Here is a 21,353-nt window from a genome sequence, read left to right as displayed (position 1 = left end):
GCGAGCCTGGAACAACTCAGCCAATACGCCACCGGCGCCAACACACCCGAGACCGCGGCTTACCTGGTGCCACTGCTGGCCGCCGCGCAGCACCTGGGCAAGCTCTCGCTGGCCCGCGACAAACTGGTCAGCAGCGGTCGTAGCGAACTGGCCGGCGACGTGGAGCGTGAACTCGCCAACATCCGCGCCCAGGCCGCATTGATCGATGCCTTGCCGTTGCTCGGCATCGCCACCCGTCAAGCCTCCAACTCCGATGACTTCGCCGCGATGATGGGCCTGGAAAGCAGCGAAAAAACCGTCGTCGAAGATGCCGGCCCTGGCTTCAAGCGTGAACTGTCCAGCCTGCTTGCCCGCTACCCCGCTGAACTGGCCCGCACCCGCGAGCAGATCCAGAAACGAGCCGACCTCAGCGCCGCCGCCCACGTGAAGCTGGACGCCGTGCAGCAAGCCATTGCGGCGCTGGAGCCGGCCGTCCGCGCACAGCATGGACAAATCCAGAGTGAAGTGCGGCTGATCCAGGGCGTGATGATTGGCCTTATCCTGTTGATTGCGCTGCTGATCGATACCTTGCAACGACGCCTTGCCCGGGTGCTGACCAACCTGGCTCCGGCGCTCTCGACCTGGGCTGAAGGCGACTTCAGCCGGGACATCCAGTTGGGCTCGACCAACCGCGAACTGCACGACATACAGGAGTCGCTCAATCGCCTGCGCGTGTATCTGGTGGACCTGGTGGGGACCATCCGGCAAAACGCCGAGCAAGTGGCGGGCAGCAGTCGCGTGCTGGCCGAACTGAGCCGCGACCTGCACAGCGGCGCCGAGCATCAGGCCGGCGACACCGCGCTGATCCGTGATTCCCTTGGCGAATTGGAGGCGACTATCCAGCAAGTGGTCGGCGATGCCAGCCAGGCTGCCGAAGCCAGCCGTCATGCCGGCCTTGCGGTCGAGCATGGGCAGCAGGTGATCGGCTTGAGCCTGACCGGGCTTCACGCCTTGGTCGGCGAAGTCCAGGGCAATGCCCAAATGATCGAGCACCTGGCCGAGGAATCGGCAACCATCGGCAGTGTGCTGACGGTGATTCGCTCGATTGCCGACCAGACCAACCTCCTGGCCCTGAACGCGGCCATCGAAGCGGCCCGCGCCGGAGAGATGGGCCGCGGCTTCGCGGTGGTCGCCGAAGAGGTTCGCTCGCTGGCGCAACGCACTGCCGGTGCCACGGCCGAGATCCAGACCTTGATTGGCGCACTGCAACTGGCGGCAAGGCAATCGGTGGAGGGCATGCGCGCGCAGGTCGAACACGCCGAGGCCACTGCCAGTCAGGCACAAGCGGCAGACGGCGCGCTGGATAAAATTGTCGGCGCGATCCAGACCATCGCTGACACCGCCGCACGCATCGCCGATGTCACCGCGCAACAAAGCGGCGCGGTCAGCGAAATCCGCGACCACAGCGAACGCATTCACCAACTGGGCGGGGAGAATCTGGTGCGCATCGGAGAGGGCCGCAGCCAGGGCGAGAATCTGCTGGCGCTGGGCGGGCAATTGCATACTGCCGTGCAGGCCTTTCGTGTCTGACGCCTGTTTCGTGGCAAGGGGCTTGCCCCCGTTGGCTCGCGAAGCGCGGCCAAAACCGGCAACCGCATTTCACCTGACAGGCCGCGAGTCCTGAATTTACGGTCGCTGCGCAACCGAACGGGGGCAAGCCCCCTCGCCACAAAGCTCATCGGCACACCCTGGCGCCGTCCGCTATCATGCCCACACTATCGATACGCGAGATTGTCATGCGCCGCCTGCTCTGCCTGATGCTGTTGATCCTGGCCCTACCGGTAAACGCTACCGGCCTGCTGGACAGTCGTCCCAGTTCGACCCTGGGCGCGATCAACAACAGCGCCGATTTCCTGCCAGTGCGCGAAGCCTTCCAACTGAGCCTGGTGGAAGCCACGCCGCAGTCGATCAAGCTGCGCTTCGTCGCCACCGAGGGGTACTACCTCTACCGCCATCGCTTCCAGTTTCGCAGCGAGCCCGCCGATATCGACCTTGGTGCCGTTCAACTGCCCCCGGGCGAGAAGAAGCACGACGAGTACTTCGGCGATGTCGAGGTCTACCACGGCATTCTCGACGTAGAACTGCCTCGCAACAGCGCCGACTCGCGCGCCTTCACCCTGGTCGTCACCTATCAGGGCTGCGCCGACAAGGGTTTGTGCTACCCACCGGAAACCGAACGCCTGCAGATCGATGGCGCAACCGGCAGCAACGCACCCGGCGCAGCCTGGAGCTGGCGTGAACTGGCGTTGTTCTTCCTCGCAGGCCTGGGCCTGACCTTCACCCCTTGTGTGCTGCCTATGCTGCCGATTCTCTCCGGCGTGGTGCTGCGCGGGCAGGTTGGCGGGCTGCGTGGTTTTAATTTGTCGCTGGCTTACATATTGCCGATGGCCGCCTGTTTCGCCCTGCTCGGGGCCTTGATGGGAATGTTCGGTGCCCAGTTGAACCTGCAGGCACGCCTGCAATCAGCCTGGGTGCTGGTGCCGTTCGCCCTGTTCTTCGCCATTTTTGCCCTGGCGATGTTCGGGGTGTTCGAACTGAAACTGCCCCATGCCATCAGCAGTCGCCTGGACCGCATTGCCGGTCGTACCGAGGGTGGATCGCTATGGGGCGCGGCGGTGCTTGGCGTGGTCTCGAGCCTGTTGGTCTCACCTTGCGTGTCGGCCCCCCTGGCCGGAGCGCTGCTGTACATCAGCGCCAGCGGTGACGCACTGGGGGGCGCGTTGAAGCTGTTCGTGCTGGGCCTGGGCATGGGCGCCCCCTTGTTGCTGGTGGCCACCGGTGGGGCCGCCTGGCTGCCGAAGAGTGGGCCCTGGCTGGTCTATGTGAAGAACGCGATCGGCGTTTTGCTGCTGGGACTGGCGATCGGGTTGCTCAGTCGCGTGCTGCCGGGGCAAGTCACCTTGCTGCTAATCGGCTTGCTGGCGGCGGGAGTTGGATTGTTTCTTGGGGCGCTGGAATTCGTCTACAAGCCACCGCGCAAACGCCTCGGCCAATTGCTCGGAATGTTCCTGATATTTTATGGCCTGGCCTGCTGGTACGGCGCCTTCAGCGGCCAGACCGATCCCTTCAACCCGATTGGCCAGCCCCGGGTCATCAACGCCTCCGGTAGCCCACAAGCACCAGATGCCGGCCAATGGCAGACCATCAGCACCCCGGCGGAACTCGACCAGGCCCTCGCCGAGGCGAAAGCCGCCAACACCCCGCTGCTGCTCGACTGGTACGCCGACTGGTGCATCAGTTGCAAAGTCATCGAACATGAGGTGCTCAACGATCCCATGGTCGTCGAACGCCTCAACGGCTACCGGCTGATCCGCTTCGATATGACAGCCAGCAACGCCGAACAACGCGCCCTGCTCGACCGCTACCGGTTGTTTGGGCCACCGGCCCTGATGTTTTTTGGCAAGGACGGCAACGAACGCACCAACGTGCGGGTGATTGGCGAGATCACGGCGCGGGAGTTCGCCGAACGTGTCGCCAGAGCGAATGACCAGATTTAATCAGTTGGTCATATAATTCGCGCAATCATCGGTCATTGTGCTGGCTATTGCAGAGAACTGGACAGTCACAAAGGCTTTGCGGCATAGTCGCCGGGTTCTGATAACTGCACATAGATAACAAGGAACAGCAGATGGCGACCCTTTTGGTGCTGCACGGACCCAACCTGAACCTGCTCGGCACCCGTGAACCGGGCGTCTACGGCGCAGTGACCCTGGCCCAGATCAATCAGGACCTGGAACAACGGGCCCGTAATGCCGGCCACCATTTGCTCTACCTGCAAAGCAACGCCGAGTATGAATTGATCGACCGCATCCACGCCGCCCGCGACGAAGGCGTGGACTTCATTCTGATCAATCCAGCAGCTTTTACGCATACAAGTGTCGCATTACGTGACGCGCTGCTGGCGGTGAGCATCCCATTCATCGAAGTGCATTTGTCTAACGTGCACAAACGCGAACCTTTCCGCCATCACTCTTACTTCTCCGACGTAGCGGTGGGAGTGATCTGCGGCCTTGGCGCCAGCGGTTATCGACTGGCCCTGGAGGCCGCACTAGAGCAGCTTGAAAGACCGGCAACGGCTTGAACAACAAGCGTTAAACGCCCCTGACCGACCCTTGGGAGTTGATGATTCATGGATATCCGTAAAGTTAAGAAACTGATCGAACTGCTGGAAGAGTCCGGCATCGACGAGCTCGAGATCAAGGAAGGCGAAGAGTCCGTACGCATCAGCCGCCACAGCAAGACCCCGGCCCAGCAGTACTACGCACCGGCTCCAATGGCAGCGCCTGTCGCCGCACCGGCCGCTGCTGCTCCAGCCGCTGCCGCTGCACCTGCCGCTCCAGCCGCGCCAGTGCTGAACGGCACCGTTGCCCGTTCGCCGATGGTAGGTACGTTCTATCGCAAATCTTCGCCTACCTCGCCGTCCTTCGTTGAAGTTGGCCAGAGCGTGAAGAAAGGCGACACCCTGTGCATCGTCGAAGCCATGAAGATGATGAACCACATCGAAGCTGAAACCAGCGGTGTGATCGAGTCCATCCTCGTCGAAGACGGCCAGCCGGTTGAGTACGACCAACCGCTGTTCACCATCGTTTGAACCGCGGAGAGCCTTTGATGACTGCGAAGTTGGAAAAAGTTCTGATCGCTAACCGCGGTGAGATCGCCCTGCGGATTCTGCGTGCCTGCAAAGAGATGGGCATCAAGACCGTCGCCGTTTACTCCAAGGCCGACAAAGAGCTGATGCACCTGGGCCTGGCAGACGAATCCGTCTGCATCGGTCCGGCATCGGCCGCCCACTCCTACCTGCACATCCCGGCGATCATCGCGGCTGCCGAAGTGACGGGCGCCACGGCCATTCACCCTGGCTACGGCTTCCTCGCGGAAAACGCCGACTTCGCCGAGCAGGTCGAGAACTCCGGCTTTGCCTTCATCGGCCCGAAAGCCGAGACCATTCGCCTGATGGGCGACAAGGTATCGGCCAAGCACGCGATGATCGCCGCTGGCGTTCCAACCGTTCCAGGCTCCGACGGCCCGCTGCCGGAAGACGAAGAAACGGCGCTGCGCATCGGCCGTGAAGTCGGCTACCCGGTGATCATCAAGGCCGCTGGCGGCGGCGGTGGTCGCGGCATGCGTGTGGTGCACAAGGAAGAAGACCTGATTTCCTCGGCGCAACTGACTCGCTCCGAAGCAGGTGCGGCGTTCGGCAACCCGATGGTCTACCTGGAGAAATTCCTGACCAACCCACGTCACGTGGAAGTCCAGGTACTTTCCGACGGTCAAGGCCATGCCATCCACCTGGGTGACCGCGATTGCTCGCTGCAACGTCGCCACCAGAAAGTCCTCGAAGAAGCGCCGGCACCGGGCATCGACGAGCAGGCTCGCCAGGAAGTCTTCGCCCGCTGCGTCAAGGCGTGCATCGACATTGGCTACCGTGGCGCCGGCACGTTCGAGTTCCTGTACGAGAACGGCCGCTTCTACTTCATCGAGATGAACACTCGTGTCCAGGTAGAGCACCCGGTATCGGAAATGGTCACCGGCATCGACATCGTCAAGGAGATGCTCAGCATCGCCGCCGGCAACAAGCTGTCGTTCACCCAGGATGACGTGGTCATCCGCGGTCACGCACTGGAATGCCGGATCAACGCCGAAGACCCGAAAACCTTCATGCCGAGCCCGGGCACGGTCAAGCATTTCCACGCACCAGGCGGCAACGGCGTTCGCGTTGATTCGCACCTGTACAGTGGCTATGCCGTGCCGCCGAACTACGACTCGTTGATCGGCAAGCTGATCACTTACGGGACCACCCGTGACGAAGCCATGGCGCGCATGCGCAATGCGCTGGACGAAATCGTGGTCGACGGCATCAAGACCAACATCCCGCTGCACCGCGACCTGACCCGCGACGAAGGCTTCTGCAAAGGGGGCGTGAACATTCACTACCTCGAGCACAAGCTGGCTGGCGAAAAGCACTAAGCTTTAGTCGGTACACGACAAGGCCGCCTTCGGGCGGCTTTGTTGTTTCTGGAGACATCACCCCCTGTAGGCGCGAGCTTGCTCGCGATGGTGGTCAACGATAACGAGGGTAGCTGAAGCATAGCGGCGTCTTGTCGATCATCGCGAGCAAGCTCGCTCCTACAAAGTGCCGCGCCAACCGGAAGGCCGTACGGCGAGCACCGAAGTCAACCCACTCCCACAAAACCTCCACTCTCGCGTAAACTTGCGCGCTTCTCGCAGCCCGCTAGGCTGCAATCAATATTTTTCAAAGGTGCCCGCCATGCCTTGGCTGCAAGTCCGTCTCGCCATCAGCCCAGAACAAGCCGAAACCTATGAAGACGCTTTCCTTGAAGTGGGCGCCGTATCGGTGACCTTCATGGACGCCGAAGATCAGCCGATTTTCGAGCCTGAACTCAACACCACCCCGCTGTGGTCGCACACCCACCTGCTGGCCCTGTTCGAAGGCGGCACCGAAGCCGCCGCAGTACTGGCCCATCTGGAGTTGCTGACTGGCAGTCCACTGCCTGAGCATCAGAGCGAAGTCATCGAAGACCAGGATTGGGAACGCAGCTGGATGGACGGCTTCCAGCCGATGCGTTTCGGCCAGCGCCTGTGGATCGTGCCGAGCTGGCACGCGGCCCCGGAGCCTGATGCCGTCAACCTGCTGCTCGACCCGGGTCTGGCCTTCGGCACTGGCACCCACCCGACCACCGCCCTGTGCCTGGAATGGCTCGACAGCCAGGACCTGAAAGACTGCAACGTGCTGGACTTCGGTTGCGGCTCCGGGATCCTTGCGATCGCCGCCTTGCTACTGGGCGCCAAACAGGCCGTCGGCACCGACATCGATGTGCAGGCGCTGGAAGCCTCCCGCGACAACGCCGGACGCAACAACATCGCCGAAGCGCTGTTCCCGCTGTACCTGCCAGAAGACCTGCCACAGGTTCCGGCCGACGTACTGGTGGCCAACATCCTTGCCGGCCCGCTGGTTTCCCTGGCGCCGCAACTGTCCAGCCTGGTCAAGGCCGGCGGTCGCCTGGCGCTGTCGGGCATCCTCGCCGAACAAGGCGAAGAAGTTGCAGCGGCTTACGCCAAGGACTTTGACCTGGATCCGATCGCCAATCGCGATGGCTGGGTGCGCATTACCGGTCGCCGGCGCTAAAATGAGCCTCTGCAGACTCCGGATGGCCGCATGACCGATAGCTTCGTCACCCAATGCCCGCATTGCAAGACCAGTTTCCGCGTCAGCCACTCTCAATTGAGCGTGGCCCGTGGCGTGGTGCGCTGCGGCTCGTGCCTGCAAGTGTTCAATGCTGCACGGCAGTTGCTCGAGCAGCGCATGGGCGAACAGGCAAGCGCGCTCAGCACGCCGCCATCGGTCGAACCGGCACCCGAGCAACGGGCCATTAGCCAGAAGCAGTGGACCGCCTCCGAGCTCGACCTGGACCACCTCGACCTCGACGAAGAACTCGCCAAGCTCGAACAGCGGGAAATCCAGCCCGCCAAGGAGTTTGGCCAGGAGCACAAGCCCCGGGAAGACTCGCTCAGCGCACACCGTGATTCCAGCGAAAGTGAAGCGCCGTGGCCCGACAGCTTGTTCAGCGAGCCCGCAGCCGAACGCGCCCTGTCCAGCGACACCTCCCTGACACCTGCGACAAGCGGGAGGCTGGACGAGGACGCGGGCGAATCGGCAAAACCTTCACGCACCGAACCTTCCCTGTCCCTGGAACTGGTCGACCTCGACGACGAACCCGAGACGCCGCCACTGCGCCTGGAACCCCAGGAAGAGGACGAGGAACTGAGCGCCTCGCACGAACGCTTCAGCGCAACCGACGACGATCCCGAACTCCCCCCGCAGACTGCCGAACCCGCACGCAAGCGACGCGCGCGAGGCGAATCGGCCAGGCACGACGACGTGCTGCAAGACCTGGTCGACGATCCGCTGCAACTGGACTGGCAGCAACGCCGCTCCCCCTGGGGACGCCGGCTGTTCTGGAGCCTGATGGTGCTACTGGCCGCCGCCGCCCTTGCCGGCCAGTACATCGCCCATCACTTCGACGAACTGGCTCGCCATGACCAGTACCGCCCCTGGTTCCAGCAACTGTGCCCGCAGATTGGCTGCAGCGTTCCGTCCAAGGTCGACATCGCGAAAATCAAGAGCAGCAACCTGGTGGTGCGCAGCCACCCGGATTTCAGTGGTGCCCTGGTCGTAGACGCCATCATCTACAACCGCGCGCCCTTCTCCCAGCCGTTCCCCCTGCTGGAACTGCGCTTCGCCGACCTCAACGGCCACTTGATCGCCAGCCGTCGCTTCAAACCGGGTGAATACCTCAATGGCGACTTGGCCGACCTTGCGGAAATGCCCCCGCAAACCCCTATCCATATTGCCCTGGACATCCTGGATCCCGGCCCGAAAGCAGTAAATTACAGCCTCAGTTTTCATTCGCCGGAGTGAATCGGTTCAGTCACGCCAGATGGATGGCGACCTTCCGAGCGCCTGTGAGCTGAGTCAAACTGCTGGCAATAACGGATTAACTGTTCAGATTTTATCCAGTTCAGCCTTTATCCAGTCATCGAGAGCGGGTATCATGCCAACCCTTTTTCGAACTCTCATGATCCTACCCCACAACAGGGAAGACCTATGTCGGCGGTACGCATCGGCCCATATACATTGCACAACGGCTTGATTCTCGCCCCCATGGCGGGTGTCACCGACCAGCCCTTTCGTCAGCTGTGCAAGCGACTGGGTGCAGGGCTTGTAGTCTCGGAAATGGTCACCAGTGACATGAGCTTGTGGAACACCCGCAAATCACGTCTGCGCATGGTCCACGAAGGTGATCCCGAGCCGCGCTCGGTACAGATCGCCGGCGGTGATGCGCAGATGCTGGCGGATGCGGCCCGGGCCAACGTCGAACTGGGTGCACAGATTATTGATATCAACATGGGTTGTCCGGCGAAAAAAGTCTGCAACAAAGCCGCCGGTTCTGCTTTGCTCAAAGATGAAGACCTGGTGACCGAGATCCTGCAGGCCGTGGTGGCTGCGGTTGATGTGCCGGTGACCCTGAAGATTCGCACCGGCTGGGACCGGGCGAACAAGAACGGCCTGACGGTGGCGAAGATCGCCGAACAGGCAGGTATCACGGCGCTGGCGGTGCATGGCCGCACCCGTGCCGACCTGTATACCGGTGAAGCCGAGTACGAGACCATTGCCGCGATCAAGCAGGCGGTGTCGATTCCGGTCTTCGCCAATGGCGATATCGACTCGCCTGAAAAGGCCCGGCACGTGCTTGACGCGACCGGGGCCGATGGCCTGTTGATAGGTCGGGCCGCCCAGGGGCGGCCATGGATTTTTCGTGAGATCGAGCACTACCTGCGTACCGGTGAAAAACTGCCGGCGCCGGAATTGATCGAGGTGGAACGTATTCTGCTTGAGCATCTGGCCGCGCTGCATGCCTTCTATGGGGATGTCATGGGTGTACGCATTGCACGCAAGCATGTCGGCTGGTATCTCGCAACCCTGCCGGGCGCCAGGGAGTTTCGCGCCCACTTCAATCGTTTGGATGGTACGGAAGCACAATGCGCCAACGTTCGGGAGTTCTTCGCCGAACGTTACAAGAGCCTGACAGGGGACGGAGAAGGGGTGGCCGCATGACGATGATGACCGAGACTTTAGTGAGTGGAACAACACCCGTGAGCGACAACGTGAATTTGAAACAGCACCTCAATACGCCGAGCGAAGAAGGCCAGACCCTTCGCGGGAGTGTCGAGAAGGCGCTGCACAATTATTTCGCCCACCTTGAAGGCGCCGCCGTCACGGATGTGTACAACCTGGTGCTCTCCGAAGTCGAGGCGCCCCTGCTCGAAAGCGTGATGAGCTACGTCAAGGGCAACCAGACCAAGGCCAGCGAGATGCTCGGACTGAACCGTGGCACCTTGCGCAAGAAACTCAAGCAGTACGATTTGCTGTAAGCATTCAATCAAACCAGAAAGGCGCCCGCGTAAAACCGGTCGCCTTTTTTGCTGACTTCCTTTGCTTTTGATGGAAATTGAGATGACCGACCAGACTACCCGCCTGCCGATCCGCCGCGCCTTGATCAGCGTTTCCGACAAGACCGGGATCCTCGAATTCGCCAGGGAGCTCGAAGCGCTCGGCGTCGAGATCCTCTCCACCGGCGGGACGTTCAAGCTGCTGCAGGACAATGGTGTAGCCGCTGTGGAAGTCGCGGATTACACCGGTTTCGCCGAAATGATGGACGGCCGGGTGAAAACCCTCCACCCGAAAATCCACGGCGGGATCCTGGGTCGTCGCGGCATCGACGATGCCATCATGAACGAGCACGGCATCAAGCCGATCGACCTGGTCGCGGTCAACCTGTACCCGTTCGAAGCCACCATCAGCAAGCCTGGCTGTGACCTGCCGACCGCCATCGAGAACATCGACATCGGTGGCCCGACCATGGTTCGCTCGGCAGCCAAGAACCACAAGGACGTGGCCATCGTGGTCAATGCCGGCGACTACGCCAACGTCCTGGATAACCTCAAGGCCGGTGGCCTGACCTACGCCCAGCGCTTCGACCTGATGCTCAAGGCGTTCGAGCACACGGCCGCCTACGACGGCATGATCGCCAACTACATGGGCACCGTGAACCAGGCCGCTGATACCCTCAGCACAGAAGGTCGCAGCGAATTCCCGCGCACCTTCAACAGCCAGTTCATCAAGGCCCAGGAAATGCGCTACGGCGAGAACCCGCACCAGAGCGCGGCGTTCTACGTGGAAGCCAAGCCTGCCGAAGTGGGCATCGCCACCGCGACCCAACTGCAAGGCAAGGAACTGTCGTACAACAACGTGGCCGACACCGACGCGGCGCTGGAATGCGTGAAGAGCTTCGTCAAGCCGGCGTGCGTGATCGTCAAGCACGCCAACCCGTGCGGCGTTGCGGTCAGCCCTGACGCCGAAGGCGGCATCCGCCAGGCCTACGAACTGGCCTACGCCACCGACACCGAGTCGGCTTTTGGCGGCATCATCGCGTTCAACCGCGAACTGGACGCTGAAACGGCCAAGGCCATCGTCGAGCGTCAGTTCGTCGAAGTGATCATCGCCCCATCGGTCAGCGAAGAAGCTCGCGCCATTGTGGCGGCGAAAGCCAACGTGCGCCTGCTGGCGTGCGGCGAGTGGTCGGCTGACCGCGCCGCTGCCTGGGACTACAAGCGCGTCAACGGCGGCTTGCTGGTGCAGAGCCGTGACATTGGCATGATCGGCAGTGAAGACCTGAAGGTCGTGACCCAGCGTGCACCGACCGAGCAAGAGATCAACGACCTGATCTTCGCCTGGAAAGTGGCCAAGTACGTCAAATCCAACGCCATCGTCTACGCCAAGAACCGTCAGACCATCGGTGTCGGCGCCGGCCAGATGAGCCGCGTGAACTCGGCACGTATTGCCGCGATCAAGGCTGAACACGCCGGCTTGCAGGTAGTCGGCTCGGTGATGGCTTCCGATGCGTTCTTCCCGTTCCGCGACGGCCTGGACAATGCGGCCAAGGCCGGCGTGACGGCGGTAATCCAGCCAGGCGGCTCGATGCGTGATGCGGAAGTCATTGCAGCGGCTGATGAAGCCGGCATCGCGATGGTATTCACCGGCATGCGCCACTTCCGTCACTAATATGACAACGGCCGCACTGAAGCCGGCATCTGCTGCGTTGGAGCCGACCTCGATGATGCTCATTGCCAGAAGGCAACTCCGCTCATCGAGGCCGACTCCGCCTTGCATCTACCGACTTCAGTGCGCCCTCCTACAGCGTAAAGCGCTTTAGGCTCTAAACAGCATTAGCGTCATCCGAGGTTTTTGAAATGAATGTTTTGATCATTGGCAGCGGTGGCCGTGAACACGCCCTGGCCTGGAAAGTGGCTCAGGATCCGCGCGTGCAGAAAGTTTTCGTTGCCCCGGGCAACGCCGGTACGGCCATTGAGGCCAAGTGCGAGAACGTCGCCATTGACGTCCTGGCGCTTGAGCAACTGGCCGACTTTGCCGAGAAGAATGTCTCCCTGACCATCGTCGGGCCGGAAGTCCCGCTGGTGGCTGGCGTGGTCGATCTGTTCCGCGCCCGTGGCCTGGACTGCTTCGGTCCAACAGCCGGCGCTGCCCAGTTGGAAGGCTCCAAGGCCTTCACCAAGGACTTCCTGGCTCGCCACAAGATCCCGACCGCCGATTACCAGAACTTCACCGAGATCGAGCCAGCCCTGGCTTACCTGCGTGAAAAAGGTGCACCGATCGTGATCAAGGCCGACGGCCTGGCCGCCGGTAAAGGCGTGATCGTTGCCATGACCTTGGCTGAAGCCGAAGATGCCGTACGCGACATGCTCGCCGGCAACGCCTTTGGTGACGCTGGTTCGCGCGTGGTGATCGAAGAGTTCCTCGACGGCGAAGAAGCCAGCTTCATTGTCATGGTCGACGGCAAGAACGTATTGCCGATGGCCACCAGCCAGGACCACAAACGTGTTGGCGACGCCGACACCGGCCCGAACACCGGCGGCATGGGTGCTTACTCCCCTGCCCCGGTCGTCACCAGCGACGTTCACCAGCGCGTCATGGACCTGGTGATCTGGCCAACCGTGCGCGGCATGGCCGAAGAAGGCAACGTCTACACCGGCTTCCTCTATGCCGGCCTGATGATCGACAAAGCGGGCAACCCGAAAGTCATCGAGTTCAACTGCCGCTTTGGTGATCCGGAGACCCAACCGGTGATGCTGCGCCTGCAGTCGAGCCTGGTGTTGCTGGTCGAAGCGGCACTCGCCCAGGCGCTGGACAAGGTCGAAGCGCAATGGGATCCACGCCCAAGCGTCGGCATCGTACTGGCCGCCGGCGGTTATCCGGGCGACTACGCCAAGGGTGCCGCCATCGAAGGCCTGGATGCAGCCGCAGCACTGGAAGGCAAAGTGTTCCATGCAGGCACCGCCCTGAAGGACGGCAAGGTGGTGACGGCCGGTGGTCGGGTGCTGTGTGCTACCGCCATGGGCGCGAGCGTCGATGCGGCCCAGCAACAGGCTTACAAGCTGGCCGCGAAGATCGACTGGCAAGGCTGCTTCTATCGCAAGGACATTGGCTACCGCGCCATTGCCCGCGAGCGTGGCGAAAATCAGGAATAAGCCAGCCATTCGGCCAGGCAAGGGCCCAGGGCCCTTGCCTGATTATTCCAACGCCGCGCATAGTTATAATCTGGCATCAATCTACGAAGGGATTTCGCCTTGCGCTGGCTCAGGATCGCCATAGGACTCACCGTCACATTGTTGACCCTGCTCTGCATGCTCCCGGCCCAGGCCGTCGCGCAAGGCAGTGGCTGGGCGGTATTGCTCGACGAACAGGGCACCCTGCAACTGGGCGACATTCGCTCGGCGCGCTACACCAACCAATTCAGCCCGATTGAACCCGACCAGATCACCGCCGCCGATCCCGATGGCGCATTGTGGCTGCGCTTTCGGCTCAATCCTGGCAAACACGAACAACTGCTGCGTATCTTTGCCCCCGACCTGTTGCATCTGGATCTCTACGTTCTGGACGGTGACACACTGATCGACCAGACCACCAGCGGCAACGATCAACCACTGGCCGAACGTCCGCTGCCCAGCACCGACTTCATGGTGCCGCTGCCTCAGAGCAGCAAGCCCCTTGACGTGTATCTGCGGCTGGTTTCCGAACACCAGTTACGACCCTACATCACCCTGCAATCAGCCGTACTGACCGCCGCCAATCAGACCCAGACACTGATCTACGGCTTGCTGTTCGGTTGTATTGCGATGCTGATCCTGCACAACCTCACGCGCTATGCCTATACCCGCTCGCGAAGCTGCCTGTGGCTGGCGGCCTGTGAAGGCTTGTTGTTGCTCGGGGTGCTGTTGCTCCTGAACCTGGCAGGGCCATGGTTACCCGACTGGAATGCCGTACAAGCCCCTGAAGCCTACCTGGCCCTGCTGCTGACGGCGCCTTGCGGCCTGATGTACACCTACTGCTTCTTCAGCCGGCTTGGGCCACACCCGCTCAACAAACTGCTGATGGGCGACATCCTGTTCATTGTCGCCTGCTGCCTGCTGCTATTGTTCGTCGACACCCTGCCGCTGAACATCATGACCTATGGGCTGGTCGCTCTGGCTGGGCTGAGCATGCTCTTCGTCGGCGCCTATCACTGGCATAAAGGCTATCGCCCGGCACGCCTGTTCGTGGCGGCCATGGTGGTGTTCAACGCCGGTACGCTGATCATCCTGCCCGCATTGCTGGGGCTGACTCTCGTCGCGCCACAAGGCCTGATCATGGCCTTGCTCGCGTTCATCTGCCTGAGCGGCCTGTTGATGGGCATCGCCTTGAGCGAACGCCAGCGCAGCATTATCGAGAGCCGCTTCAGCATCAGCCGTGACCTGGCGGCGAGTAATGCCGAGATCAACGCCAAGGCCGAGTTCCTGGCAAAAATCAGCCATGAAATCCGCACCCCCATGAACGGTGTACTGGGCATGACCGAACTGTTGCTGGGCACGCCGCTGTCGGTCAAGCAACGCGACTACGTGCAAACCATCCACAGCGCCGGCAACGAACTGCTCACGCTGATCAATGAAATCCTCGACATCTCAAGGCTCGAGTCAGGGCAGATCGAACTGGACGACGTGCAGTTTGACCTCAATGCGCTGATCGAAGACTGTCTGAGCATCTTCCGCGCCAAGGCCGAACAACAGAACGTCGAACTCATCAGCTTCATCCAGCCCCAGGTTCCCCGGGTGATCAGCGGTGACCCGACGCGCCTGCGCCAGACGCTGTTGAGCCTGCTGGAAAACGCCATGAAGAAGACCGAGGAAGGCGAGATCCTGATCGTCGTGGCCCTGGATGACCTGAGCGATACAGCGCGCTTGCGCATTGCCGTGCAAGACAGCGGGCAACCCATGGAAGCCGAAGAACGTGAGGCCTTGCTGCACGCTGAACTCAATAGCAAGAACGTCCTCTCCGCCACTCGCCTGGGGGGCAATCTGGGGCTGGTGATCGCACGCCAGCTGATCCTGTTGATGCACGGTGAGTTTGGCATCAAGAGCGGCAGCAGCCAGGGCAGCACGCTGTGGCTGACCTTGCCACTGGACCCTGACCGCCTGGAACATCCAACCTGCGACCTGGACGGCCCACTGCAAGGTGCACGGGTACTGGTCGTGGACGACAACGACACCTGCCGCAAAGTCCTGGTCCAGCAATGCAGCGCCTGGGGCCTGAACGTCAGCGCGGTGGCATCCGGCAAGGAGGCCCTGGCCTTGCTGCGCACCAAGGCGCACCTGCGGGACTACTTCGACGTGGTCCTGCTCGATCAGAACATGCCCGGCATGACCGGCATGCAACTGGCGGCCAAGATCAAGGAAGACCCGAGCCTGAACCACGATATCCTGCTGATCATGCTCACGGGCATCAGCAATGCGCCGAGCAAGATCATCGCGCGCAATGCCGGTATCAAAAGGATCCTGGCCAAACCCGTGGCCGGCTATACCCTCAAGACCACCCTGGCGGACGAGTTGAACCAGCGCAGCAAAGGGCAGGCCACCGCTACGCACATGCCCTCCCCGGTCCCCGCCGCGATCAACGTCCCCTGCGACTTCCGTATTCTGGTGGCAGAAGACAACAGCATCTCGACCAAAGTCATTCGGGGCATGCTCGGCAAACTCAATCTGTCGCCCGACACCGCGAGCAATGGCGAAGAGGCCTTGAAGGCGATGAAGGCTCAACGTTATGACCTGGTGTTGATGGATTGCGAAATGCCGATCCTCGACGGTTTCTCGGCCACGCAGCAATTGCGGGCCTGGGAAGTCGGCAATCAACGCTCCCGCACGCCGGTAGTCGCACTGACCGCGCACATCCTTGCCGAACACAAGGAGCGCGCACGTCAGGCCGGCATGGATGGGCACATGGCCAAGCCGGTCGAACTGTCGCAGTTGCGCGAGCTGATCGAGCACTGGGTCGCCCAGCGCGACCAACTGGATCGGACCTCGGCCCAACCTTCCTGAGCCGACTGTCCTAACCCCTGATAGACTCCTGACGACTTCCATCGCCAGTGAGCTCGCATCATGCTCCACGTGTTGTTCAGTGTTTACCTGAAGATGCTGGTGCTCTACAGCCCGTTCTTCGTGCTGTCCTGCTTCATCAGCCTGACCCGTGGCTATTCCAACAAGGAACGCCGACGACTGGCCTGGAAGGTCGCTTTCGCGACGCTGATCTCCAGTGTCCTGCTGTACCTGTTCGGTCGAGTGATTTTCAGCGTGTTCGGCATCACCGTAGACGCCTTTCGCATCGGCGCCGGCAGCGTACTGTTCATCTCGGCGCTGGGCATGGCCCAGGGTAAATCGGCGGTGCAGACCGATAACGTGCAGCAGGACGTGACCATCGTTCCGCTGACCATCCCGCTAACCGTCGGCCCCGGCACCATTGGTGCCCTGTTGGTCATGGGCATCGGCCAGCCGCACTGGGATGACAAACTGACCGCCATCCTCAGTATCGCCCTGGCCAGCTTCACGGTCGGCGTGGTGTTGTACCTGTCCAACCGCATCGAGCAGATTCTCGGCGACCAGGGGCTGCAGATCGTCAGCCGGTTGATGGGGTTGTTCGTGTGTGCGCTGGCGGCGCAGATTATCTTTACCGGGGTCAGAGGGTATCTGGTGCCGTAATTCATTGCGCTTGCTCGCGAAAAAAACAAGGCCTTGTGTGTCACTCACAAGGCCTTGCCGTTTTGCTGCAAACCCCATCATTCAAAAAACCAAAGTTCATTCCAACCGTCACGACACCTTCAACGCACACACTTTGTTGTGCGCTGCGTAGCAAAACGTCTATTGCGCGACCTGATCATGCGGCCTCCAGAGGAGGCCGCAGTTATTCAGGAAGCCGGCTTGGTGCCGTACCAGCGCGGTGTATAGACCCAGTCACCGCCTTCGACGCGCGGAAACACGCAGGTCGTGGACGAGCCAATCAATACCATCGTGCGCATGTCCACCTGATCAGGTGTCAACGCACCGAGCGTGGTGACACGCAGTGTCTGTCCGGGACGGCCGATATCACGCCCCAACACCACCGGAGTTTCCGGCGTGCGGTGCTGGGCGACGATCTCCAGCGCACGGCCCAACTGCCAAGGCCGCGAACGGGAAATCGGATTGTAGAAGGCCAGCGCAAGGTCAGCCTGGGCGGCCAGGTCCAGACGTTTCTCGATGATCGACCAAGGCTTGAGGTTGTCCGATAGCGACATTACGCAGAAGTCATGCCCCAACGGCGCACCGGCCTGGGCGGCGGTCGCCAGCGAGGCCGAAACCCCCGGCAAGATCTCCAGATCGACGCGGTGCCACATCGGGTCGCTGGATTCGTGCAAGGCTTCGAGCACCGCGGCCGCCATGGCGAACACGCCCGGGTCGCCGGACGACACCACGATCACTGAACGTCCCTGGGCGGCCAATTCAAAGGCGTGGCGGGCGCGCTGCATTTCTTCGCGGTTGTCAGTGCAGTGCAGCACCTGATCGGGACGGAAAGGACCTGCCATGCGCACGTAGGTTTCATAACCGAGTACGTCGGTGGCCCGTGCCAGTTCGGCTTTCACCGCCGGCACCATCAGTTCGGCAGCGCCAGGACCGAGGCCGATCACCGCCAGACGCCCGCGAGGGCGGCCGATCTGCGCAACATCCAGTGGCTGATCGGCAACGGCGATGGCGATGTCGTGCGTCGTCGCACTGATCGTCGCATCAGGCACCGCGCTACGCGCCAATGCGCCGATGTCGCTCGCCGCCGCGACAAAGCGCAAAGGCACACCCAACTCAAGGGCTGCTTCACGCAAGGCCGGACAGGCCATCCCGGTGTCAGCCGCGACCAGACAGGCCAACGCCTGCACCGCCACTTTCGCTTGTTGCAGCGTCGCACGAATGGTGTCCGGCAAATCCGCCACCCCGGTACTCACCGCCACCGCGACGCTGCGTGGATAGATCTGCAATTCATTGGCGCTTGCCTCACGCTCGCCACTGCCGACATGGATCGAACGCTGCGCCTGCGGATTTTCCGGCAACTGCGCCTGATCCAGCCACGGCGCGACGCCGTCAATGCGCACGCTGTGCCCGGCCAGCAGATCGGACACAAAACGCTTGCCCAGTTCCAGATCACCGAGGGCGTAACCGCTGGGCGGGTTGAGCAGGCAAGTGCCGAAGCGCAGTTCGCCGCTGGTGGTGATGGCTGCTGCGACTTCAAGCGCCGCAGCGATCTCACGGGCCATGACATTCACCCCGCCGAGACCGCCGAGCAATGGCACCACGGCGCTGCCGTCTTCGGCCACGGCCAGCACCGGGGGTTCGGCGCCTTTTTCCAGCAGCAGCGGCGCCAGGGTGCGGATGACAATGCCTGCCGCGCACAAGGCAATGATCGGCGTGCCTTGCTGATAGAGCTGACGCAGGGTCGCGCCGAACTCATGGTAACGACGATCCACGTCCTCGACCCGCTCGGCCAGACCGTGGATCAGTGCATCGGGATAGCGCTGCTGGATCTTGCGCGCGGTTGCAAGGCTGCCATTACCGAGAATGACAATCGCCGGAACGGGACGTGTCATCAACCTTGCCACCTCTCACCGGGAACGATGATCAATGAGAAATATGGCGAAGACATCGGCTCGACCTGATCCAGGGGCACGATCTTCTGATTGGCCATGGTGGCGCGCTCGACGTACAACGCCCGCTGCGCCAGACCGAGTTCTTCCAGCACCTGCCGGACCTTCGCAAAGTTACGCCCCAGCTTCATCACCACCGCAGCATCGGCATCGGCCAGGCGTCGTTTGAGCTCTTCATGAGGCAGCACACCGGACAGCACCGACAGGCTCTGATTGCGATACACCAGCGGCGCGCCAAGCACCGACGCACCGCCAAGCATCGAGCACACACCCGGCACCACTTCGGCCTCATAACGCTCGGCCAGGCGATCATGCAGGTACATGTAGGAGCCGTAGAAGAACGGGTCGCCCTCACAGATCACCGCGACATCGCGACCGGCGTCCAGATGCGCGGCGAGTTCCTGGCCGGCGGCGTCGTAGAAGTCGCTGATCACTTGCTCGTAGGACAACGGTGGCGCCAGGGTCTCGGTGGTCACCGGGTACACCAGTGGCAGCAAGGTTTGTGCGTCCTGCAAATGCGCCTCGATGATGCCGAACGCATTGCCCTTTTTACCTTTGGCCACGAAGTACGCCACCACCGGCGACTCGCGCAGCAGGCGCAGGGCCTTGACGGTAATCAGCTCCGGGTCACCGGGGCCCACGCCAAGACCGATCAAACGTCCAGGTTGCTGCATCATTCAATCTCCGTGGCGAGGGCATTGATCGCTGCGGCGGCCATGGCGCTACCGCCCAACCGGCCTTGCATGATCACAAATGGCACGCCACGGCTGTCCGCCGCGAGCATGGCCTTGGATTCGGCGGCACCGACAAAGCCCACCGGGAAGCCGAGGATCAGCGCCGGCTTGGGCGCACCGGCATCCAGCATTTCCAGCAGGTAGAACAACGCGGTCGGCGCGTTGCCAATCACCACCACGCTGCCTTCCAGGTGCGGGCGCCACAGCTCCAGCGCCGCCGCCGAACGGGTGTTACCCAGTTCACGGGCGAGGTCCGGGACACTGTCGTCACGCAGGGTGCAGATCACCTCGTTATTGGCCGGCAAACGGGCGCGGGTCACGCCTTCGGAGACCATGCGCGCATCACACAAAATCGGCGCACCGGCCGCCAGTGCATCGCGCCCGGCCTTGCCCGCCCCTTCGGAAAACTGCAAACCATCGATGGCCTCGACCATGCCACAGGCATGGATCACGCGCACCGCGAGCTTTTCCAGATCGGCGGGAATCCGCTCAAGGTTGGCCTCGGCGCGAATGATCGCAAAGGAGTTGCGATAGATCTCCTGACCGTCGCGGATGTAATCAAGCATCAAGGGGGCTCCGTGGGTGGGCATCAAGCAATGCGCCGACCGCTTCAATAGTGAGGTTGCGTGCTTGCAGGGCGCCGAAACCCGGCTGCCCCGCATCGCGAAAATAGAGGTCGTAGTGACCGGGGGACACAGCCAGCAAGGTGGCCGGGGCAATGTGGGCCGCCGCGCAGGACCGCGGGCAACCGGACAGGTGAACCTGCAGTGGATCGCCCTTGCCTTGCCGTTGCCTGGCCAGGAGCCGCGCATCCGCCTTGGTATCCGCCAGGCCTTTGCCGCACCCGGCAGAGCCGGTGCAGGCAACCAACTGGGTCAACGCCTGGTCGGCACTCAGCAAAAAGCCCAGGTCTTGCAGGCGCAGGCTGAGCACGGGGGCATCCGCGGCCTGGATGTTCGGCAGCAGCAGGCTTTGCCAAGGGGTCAGCCGCAGGCTGGCGTCACCGAACGCTTCGGCCAGACGCGCCGCGCCTTTGAGCATGGAAGGGTCAAGACGCCCCAGAGGCGGGACAGCCCCCACATAGACCTGACCGTCCTGGCGCTGTGGATAAGTGCCGATAGGCGAACTGGAATACGACAAGGCACGCTGCCGGCCGCAGAACGGAGTCAGGGCCACACGCGTGGCCAAGGCCAGCAGGAACGACTCCTGCGAATGCTCGTCCAACAAATGACGCATGCGGGTTTGATCCGGGCGGGCGAGCTCAAGAAACAGCTCCAGCACCGCCACCACCAAGGCATGCCCATCGCTCAACAGCACAGCCCCGGCGGGCGGGTCTAGCGGGCATCCCGCCAGACCGAACGCCAACTGTTGCTCACCCTCGCCCTCGACAACGCTCAGCCATAGGTCATGGGGGTGCTCAAGCATGGCCAGGGCCTCGCCACCGTCCAGTTGTACCGCGAACTTGGCCGACAAGTCGTGAAAACGGGCGTTGCTCTCCAGCGTATTGAGGATCTGCGCAGCCAATGGGCGAGTGTCGATGCGCAGGTGGCGATCAATCCCCGCCGTCGGACTGAGCATCAGGTTGCGCACATCGTCACCCGCCGCCGAGCGCGGGCCCAATCCAGCCGCCAACAGGCTGTCGATCAGCGCCCCGTGTTGGTTGCCGACCCCGCGTATCTGCAGGTTGGCGCGATTGGTCGCCTCGATCACCCCGCCGGCGAAACGCTCGGCAGCATCGGCGACCGTCACGGCCTGGGCGGTGCTGATCGACCCACCATTCAACTTGATCCGGCAGATACCGCCGTCCAACGCCTGCACGATACGCAGCAACCCCGGGCAGGCCGAGGGGCGTAAGGCAGTATGCTGTTGACGTTTGTTCAAGGGGGCGACCGGTTCAAGAGGTAGAAGCGCTTCGCGGACAAAGGCGCGGTATTATGCCTGCTTTGTC

The 21,353-nt window shown here is 62.1% G+C and carries 16 protein-coding genes and 1 pseudogene; 13 read left to right on the top strand and 4 right to left on the bottom strand.

The window, feature by feature from the left end; translation table 11 throughout:
• Nucleotides 1-1,062 precede the first annotated feature (1,062 nt).
• The 13 genes and pseudogenes from CKW07_RS25960 to CKW07_RS10380 form a co-directional block, all read left to right on the top strand.
• A pseudogene (locus tag CKW07_RS25960) lies at nt 1,063-1,569 on the top strand (methyl-accepting chemotaxis protein); the annotation flags it as partial.
• 206 nt (nt 1,570-1,775) lie between these two features.
• Nucleotides 1,776-3,536 carry a protein-disulfide reductase DsbD gene (locus tag CKW07_RS10435; protein ID WP_095144820.1) on the top strand — a complete coding sequence of 587 codons (1,761 nt, stop codon included), beginning with the start codon at nt 1,776-1,778 and terminating at the stop codon, nt 3,534-3,536.
• Nucleotides 3,537-3,667: 131 nt separating this feature from the next.
• A complete protein-coding gene (aroQ, locus tag CKW07_RS10430) occupies nt 3,668-4,120 on the top strand; it encodes a type II 3-dehydroquinate dehydratase (protein WP_095078237.1) in 453 nt (150 codons plus the stop codon).
• Between the two features lie 48 nt (nt 4,121-4,168).
• Nucleotides 4,169-4,630 (top strand): acetyl-CoA carboxylase biotin carboxyl carrier protein, encoded by a 462-nt coding sequence (accB, locus tag CKW07_RS10425; RefSeq protein WP_095144819.1) that lies wholly within the window; start codon nt 4,169-4,171, stop codon nt 4,628-4,630.
• A 17-nt stretch (nt 4,631-4,647) separates the two neighbouring features.
• Complete coding sequence (accC, locus tag CKW07_RS10420; protein WP_095144818.1) at nt 4,648-6,006, top strand: acetyl-CoA carboxylase biotin carboxylase subunit; 1,359 nt, start codon at nt 4,648-4,650, stop codon at nt 6,004-6,006.
• 301 nt (nt 6,007-6,307) lie between these two features.
• Nucleotides 6,308-7,186, top strand: coding sequence for a 50S ribosomal protein L11 methyltransferase (gene prmA / locus CKW07_RS10415; RefSeq protein ID WP_095144817.1), 879 nt, complete (start codon nt 6,308-6,310; stop codon nt 7,184-7,186).
• A 30-nt stretch (nt 7,187-7,216) separates the two neighbouring features.
• Nucleotides 7,217-8,479, top strand: a complete 1,263-nt coding sequence (locus CKW07_RS10410; protein ID WP_095144816.1) for a DUF3426 domain-containing protein — start codon at nt 7,217-7,219, stop codon at nt 8,477-8,479.
• Between the two features lie 186 nt (nt 8,480-8,665).
• Nucleotides 8,666-9,676 carry a tRNA dihydrouridine synthase DusB gene (gene dusB, locus CKW07_RS10405; protein WP_095144815.1) on the top strand — a complete coding sequence of 337 codons (1,011 nt, stop codon included), beginning with the start codon at nt 8,666-8,668 and terminating at the stop codon, nt 9,674-9,676.
• The gene (gene fis / locus CKW07_RS10400) at nt 9,673-9,993 is read left to right on the top strand and encodes a DNA-binding transcriptional regulator Fis (protein ID WP_095078231.1); all 321 of its coding nucleotides are present in this window, start codon (nt 9,673-9,675) and stop codon (nt 9,991-9,993) included. The genes dusB and fis overlap by 4 nt, the downstream gene beginning before the upstream one ends.
• 82 nt (nt 9,994-10,075) lie before the next feature.
• Nucleotides 10,076-11,683: a bifunctional phosphoribosylaminoimidazolecarboxamide formyltransferase/IMP cyclohydrolase gene (gene purH / locus CKW07_RS10395; protein WP_095144814.1), complete on the top strand. Its 1,608-nt coding sequence runs from the start codon at nt 10,076-10,078 to the stop codon at nt 11,681-11,683.
• 188 nt (nt 11,684-11,871) lie between these two features.
• Nucleotides 11,872-13,167 (top strand): phosphoribosylamine--glycine ligase, encoded by a 1,296-nt coding sequence (purD, locus tag CKW07_RS10390; RefSeq protein ID WP_095144813.1) that lies wholly within the window; start codon nt 11,872-11,874, stop codon nt 13,165-13,167.
• A gap of 99 nt (nt 13,168-13,266) precedes the next feature.
• Entirely contained in the window at nt 13,267-16,047 is a 2,781-nt protein-coding gene (locus CKW07_RS10385) for a hybrid sensor histidine kinase/response regulator (RefSeq protein WP_095144812.1), read from the top strand.
• Between the two features lie 60 nt (nt 16,048-16,107).
• Nucleotides 16,108-16,704 (top strand): MarC family protein, encoded by a 597-nt coding sequence (locus CKW07_RS10380; protein WP_095078224.1) that lies wholly within the window; start codon nt 16,108-16,110, stop codon nt 16,702-16,704.
• A gap of 206 nt (nt 16,705-16,910) precedes the next feature.
• On the opposite strand, the gene cobJ is transcribed toward CKW07_RS10380, so the two are convergent.
• Genes cobJ through cobG form a run of 4 tightly spaced genes read right to left on the bottom strand, consistent with a single transcriptional unit; the run spans nt 16,911 to nt 21,286 of the window.
• Complete coding sequence (cobJ, locus tag CKW07_RS10375; RefSeq protein WP_095144811.1) at nt 16,911-18,614, bottom strand: precorrin-3B C(17)-methyltransferase; 1,704 nt, start codon at nt 18,612-18,614, stop codon at nt 16,911-16,913.
• Nucleotides 18,614-19,345, bottom strand: a complete 732-nt coding sequence (locus tag CKW07_RS10370; RefSeq protein ID WP_095144810.1) for a precorrin-2 C(20)-methyltransferase — start codon at nt 19,343-19,345, stop codon at nt 18,614-18,616. Before CKW07_RS10370 ends, cobJ begins: the two co-directional genes overlap by 1 nt.
• On the bottom strand, nt 19,345-19,971 hold the full coding sequence (locus CKW07_RS10365; protein ID WP_095144809.1) for a precorrin-8X methylmutase: 627 nt from the start codon (nt 19,969-19,971) through the stop codon (nt 19,345-19,347). Before CKW07_RS10365 ends, CKW07_RS10370 begins: the two co-directional genes overlap by 1 nt.
• On the bottom strand, nt 19,964-21,286 hold the full coding sequence (gene cobG / locus CKW07_RS10360; protein ID WP_095144808.1) for a precorrin-3B synthase: 1,323 nt from the start codon (nt 21,284-21,286) through the stop codon (nt 19,964-19,966). Before cobG ends, CKW07_RS10365 begins: the two co-directional genes overlap by 8 nt.
• Nucleotides 21,287-21,353: the final 67 nt, after the last annotated feature.

The organism is Pseudomonas sp. Irchel s3b6, assembly GCF_900187415.1.
Classification (GTDB): Bacteria; Pseudomonadota; Gammaproteobacteria; order Pseudomonadales; family Pseudomonadaceae; genus Aquipseudomonas.
Note: the sequence above shows the minus strand (reverse complement) of the source record. Positions and strands in the feature narration are given on the sequence as shown.

Bases quoted from the DNA above. Each gene is read 5' to 3' on its own strand.
- CKW07_RS10435 (WP_095144820.1), top strand. From the start codon at position 1,776: ATGCGCCGCCTGCTCTGCCTGATGCTGTTGATCCTGGCCCTACCGGTA.
- CKW07_RS10410 (WP_095144816.1), top strand. From the start codon at position 7,217: ATGACCGATAGCTTCGTCACCCAATGCCCGCATTGCAAGACCAGTTTC.
- CKW07_RS10370 (WP_095144810.1), bottom strand. From the start codon at position 19,345: ATGCAGCAACCTGGACGTTTGATCGGTCTTGGCGTGGGCCCCGGTGAC.
- CKW07_RS10380 (WP_095078224.1), top strand. From the start codon at position 16,108: ATGCTCCACGTGTTGTTCAGTGTTTACCTGAAGATGCTGGTGCTCTAC.
- accB (WP_095144819.1), top strand. From the start codon at position 4,169: ATGGATATCCGTAAAGTTAAGAAACTGATCGAACTGCTGGAAGAGTCC.
- cobJ (WP_095144811.1), bottom strand. From the start codon at position 18,614: ATGACACGTCCCGTTCCGGCGATTGTCATTCTCGGTAATGGCAGCCTT.
- aroQ (WP_095078237.1), top strand. From the start codon at position 3,668: ATGGCGACCCTTTTGGTGCTGCACGGACCCAACCTGAACCTGCTCGGC.
- accC (WP_095144818.1), top strand. From the start codon at position 4,648: ATGACTGCGAAGTTGGAAAAAGTTCTGATCGCTAACCGCGGTGAGATC.
- CKW07_RS10365 (WP_095144809.1), bottom strand. From the start codon at position 19,971: ATGCTTGATTACATCCGCGACGGTCAGGAGATCTATCGCAACTCCTTT.
- prmA (WP_095144817.1), top strand. From the start codon at position 6,308: ATGCCTTGGCTGCAAGTCCGTCTCGCCATCAGCCCAGAACAAGCCGAA.
- dusB (WP_095144815.1), top strand. From the start codon at position 8,666: ATGTCGGCGGTACGCATCGGCCCATATACATTGCACAACGGCTTGATT.
- purH (WP_095144814.1), top strand. From the start codon at position 10,076: ATGACCGACCAGACTACCCGCCTGCCGATCCGCCGCGCCTTGATCAGC.
- purD (WP_095144813.1), top strand. From the start codon at position 11,872: ATGAATGTTTTGATCATTGGCAGCGGTGGCCGTGAACACGCCCTGGCC.
- fis (WP_095078231.1), top strand. From the start codon at position 9,673: ATGACGATGATGACCGAGACTTTAGTGAGTGGAACAACACCCGTGAGC.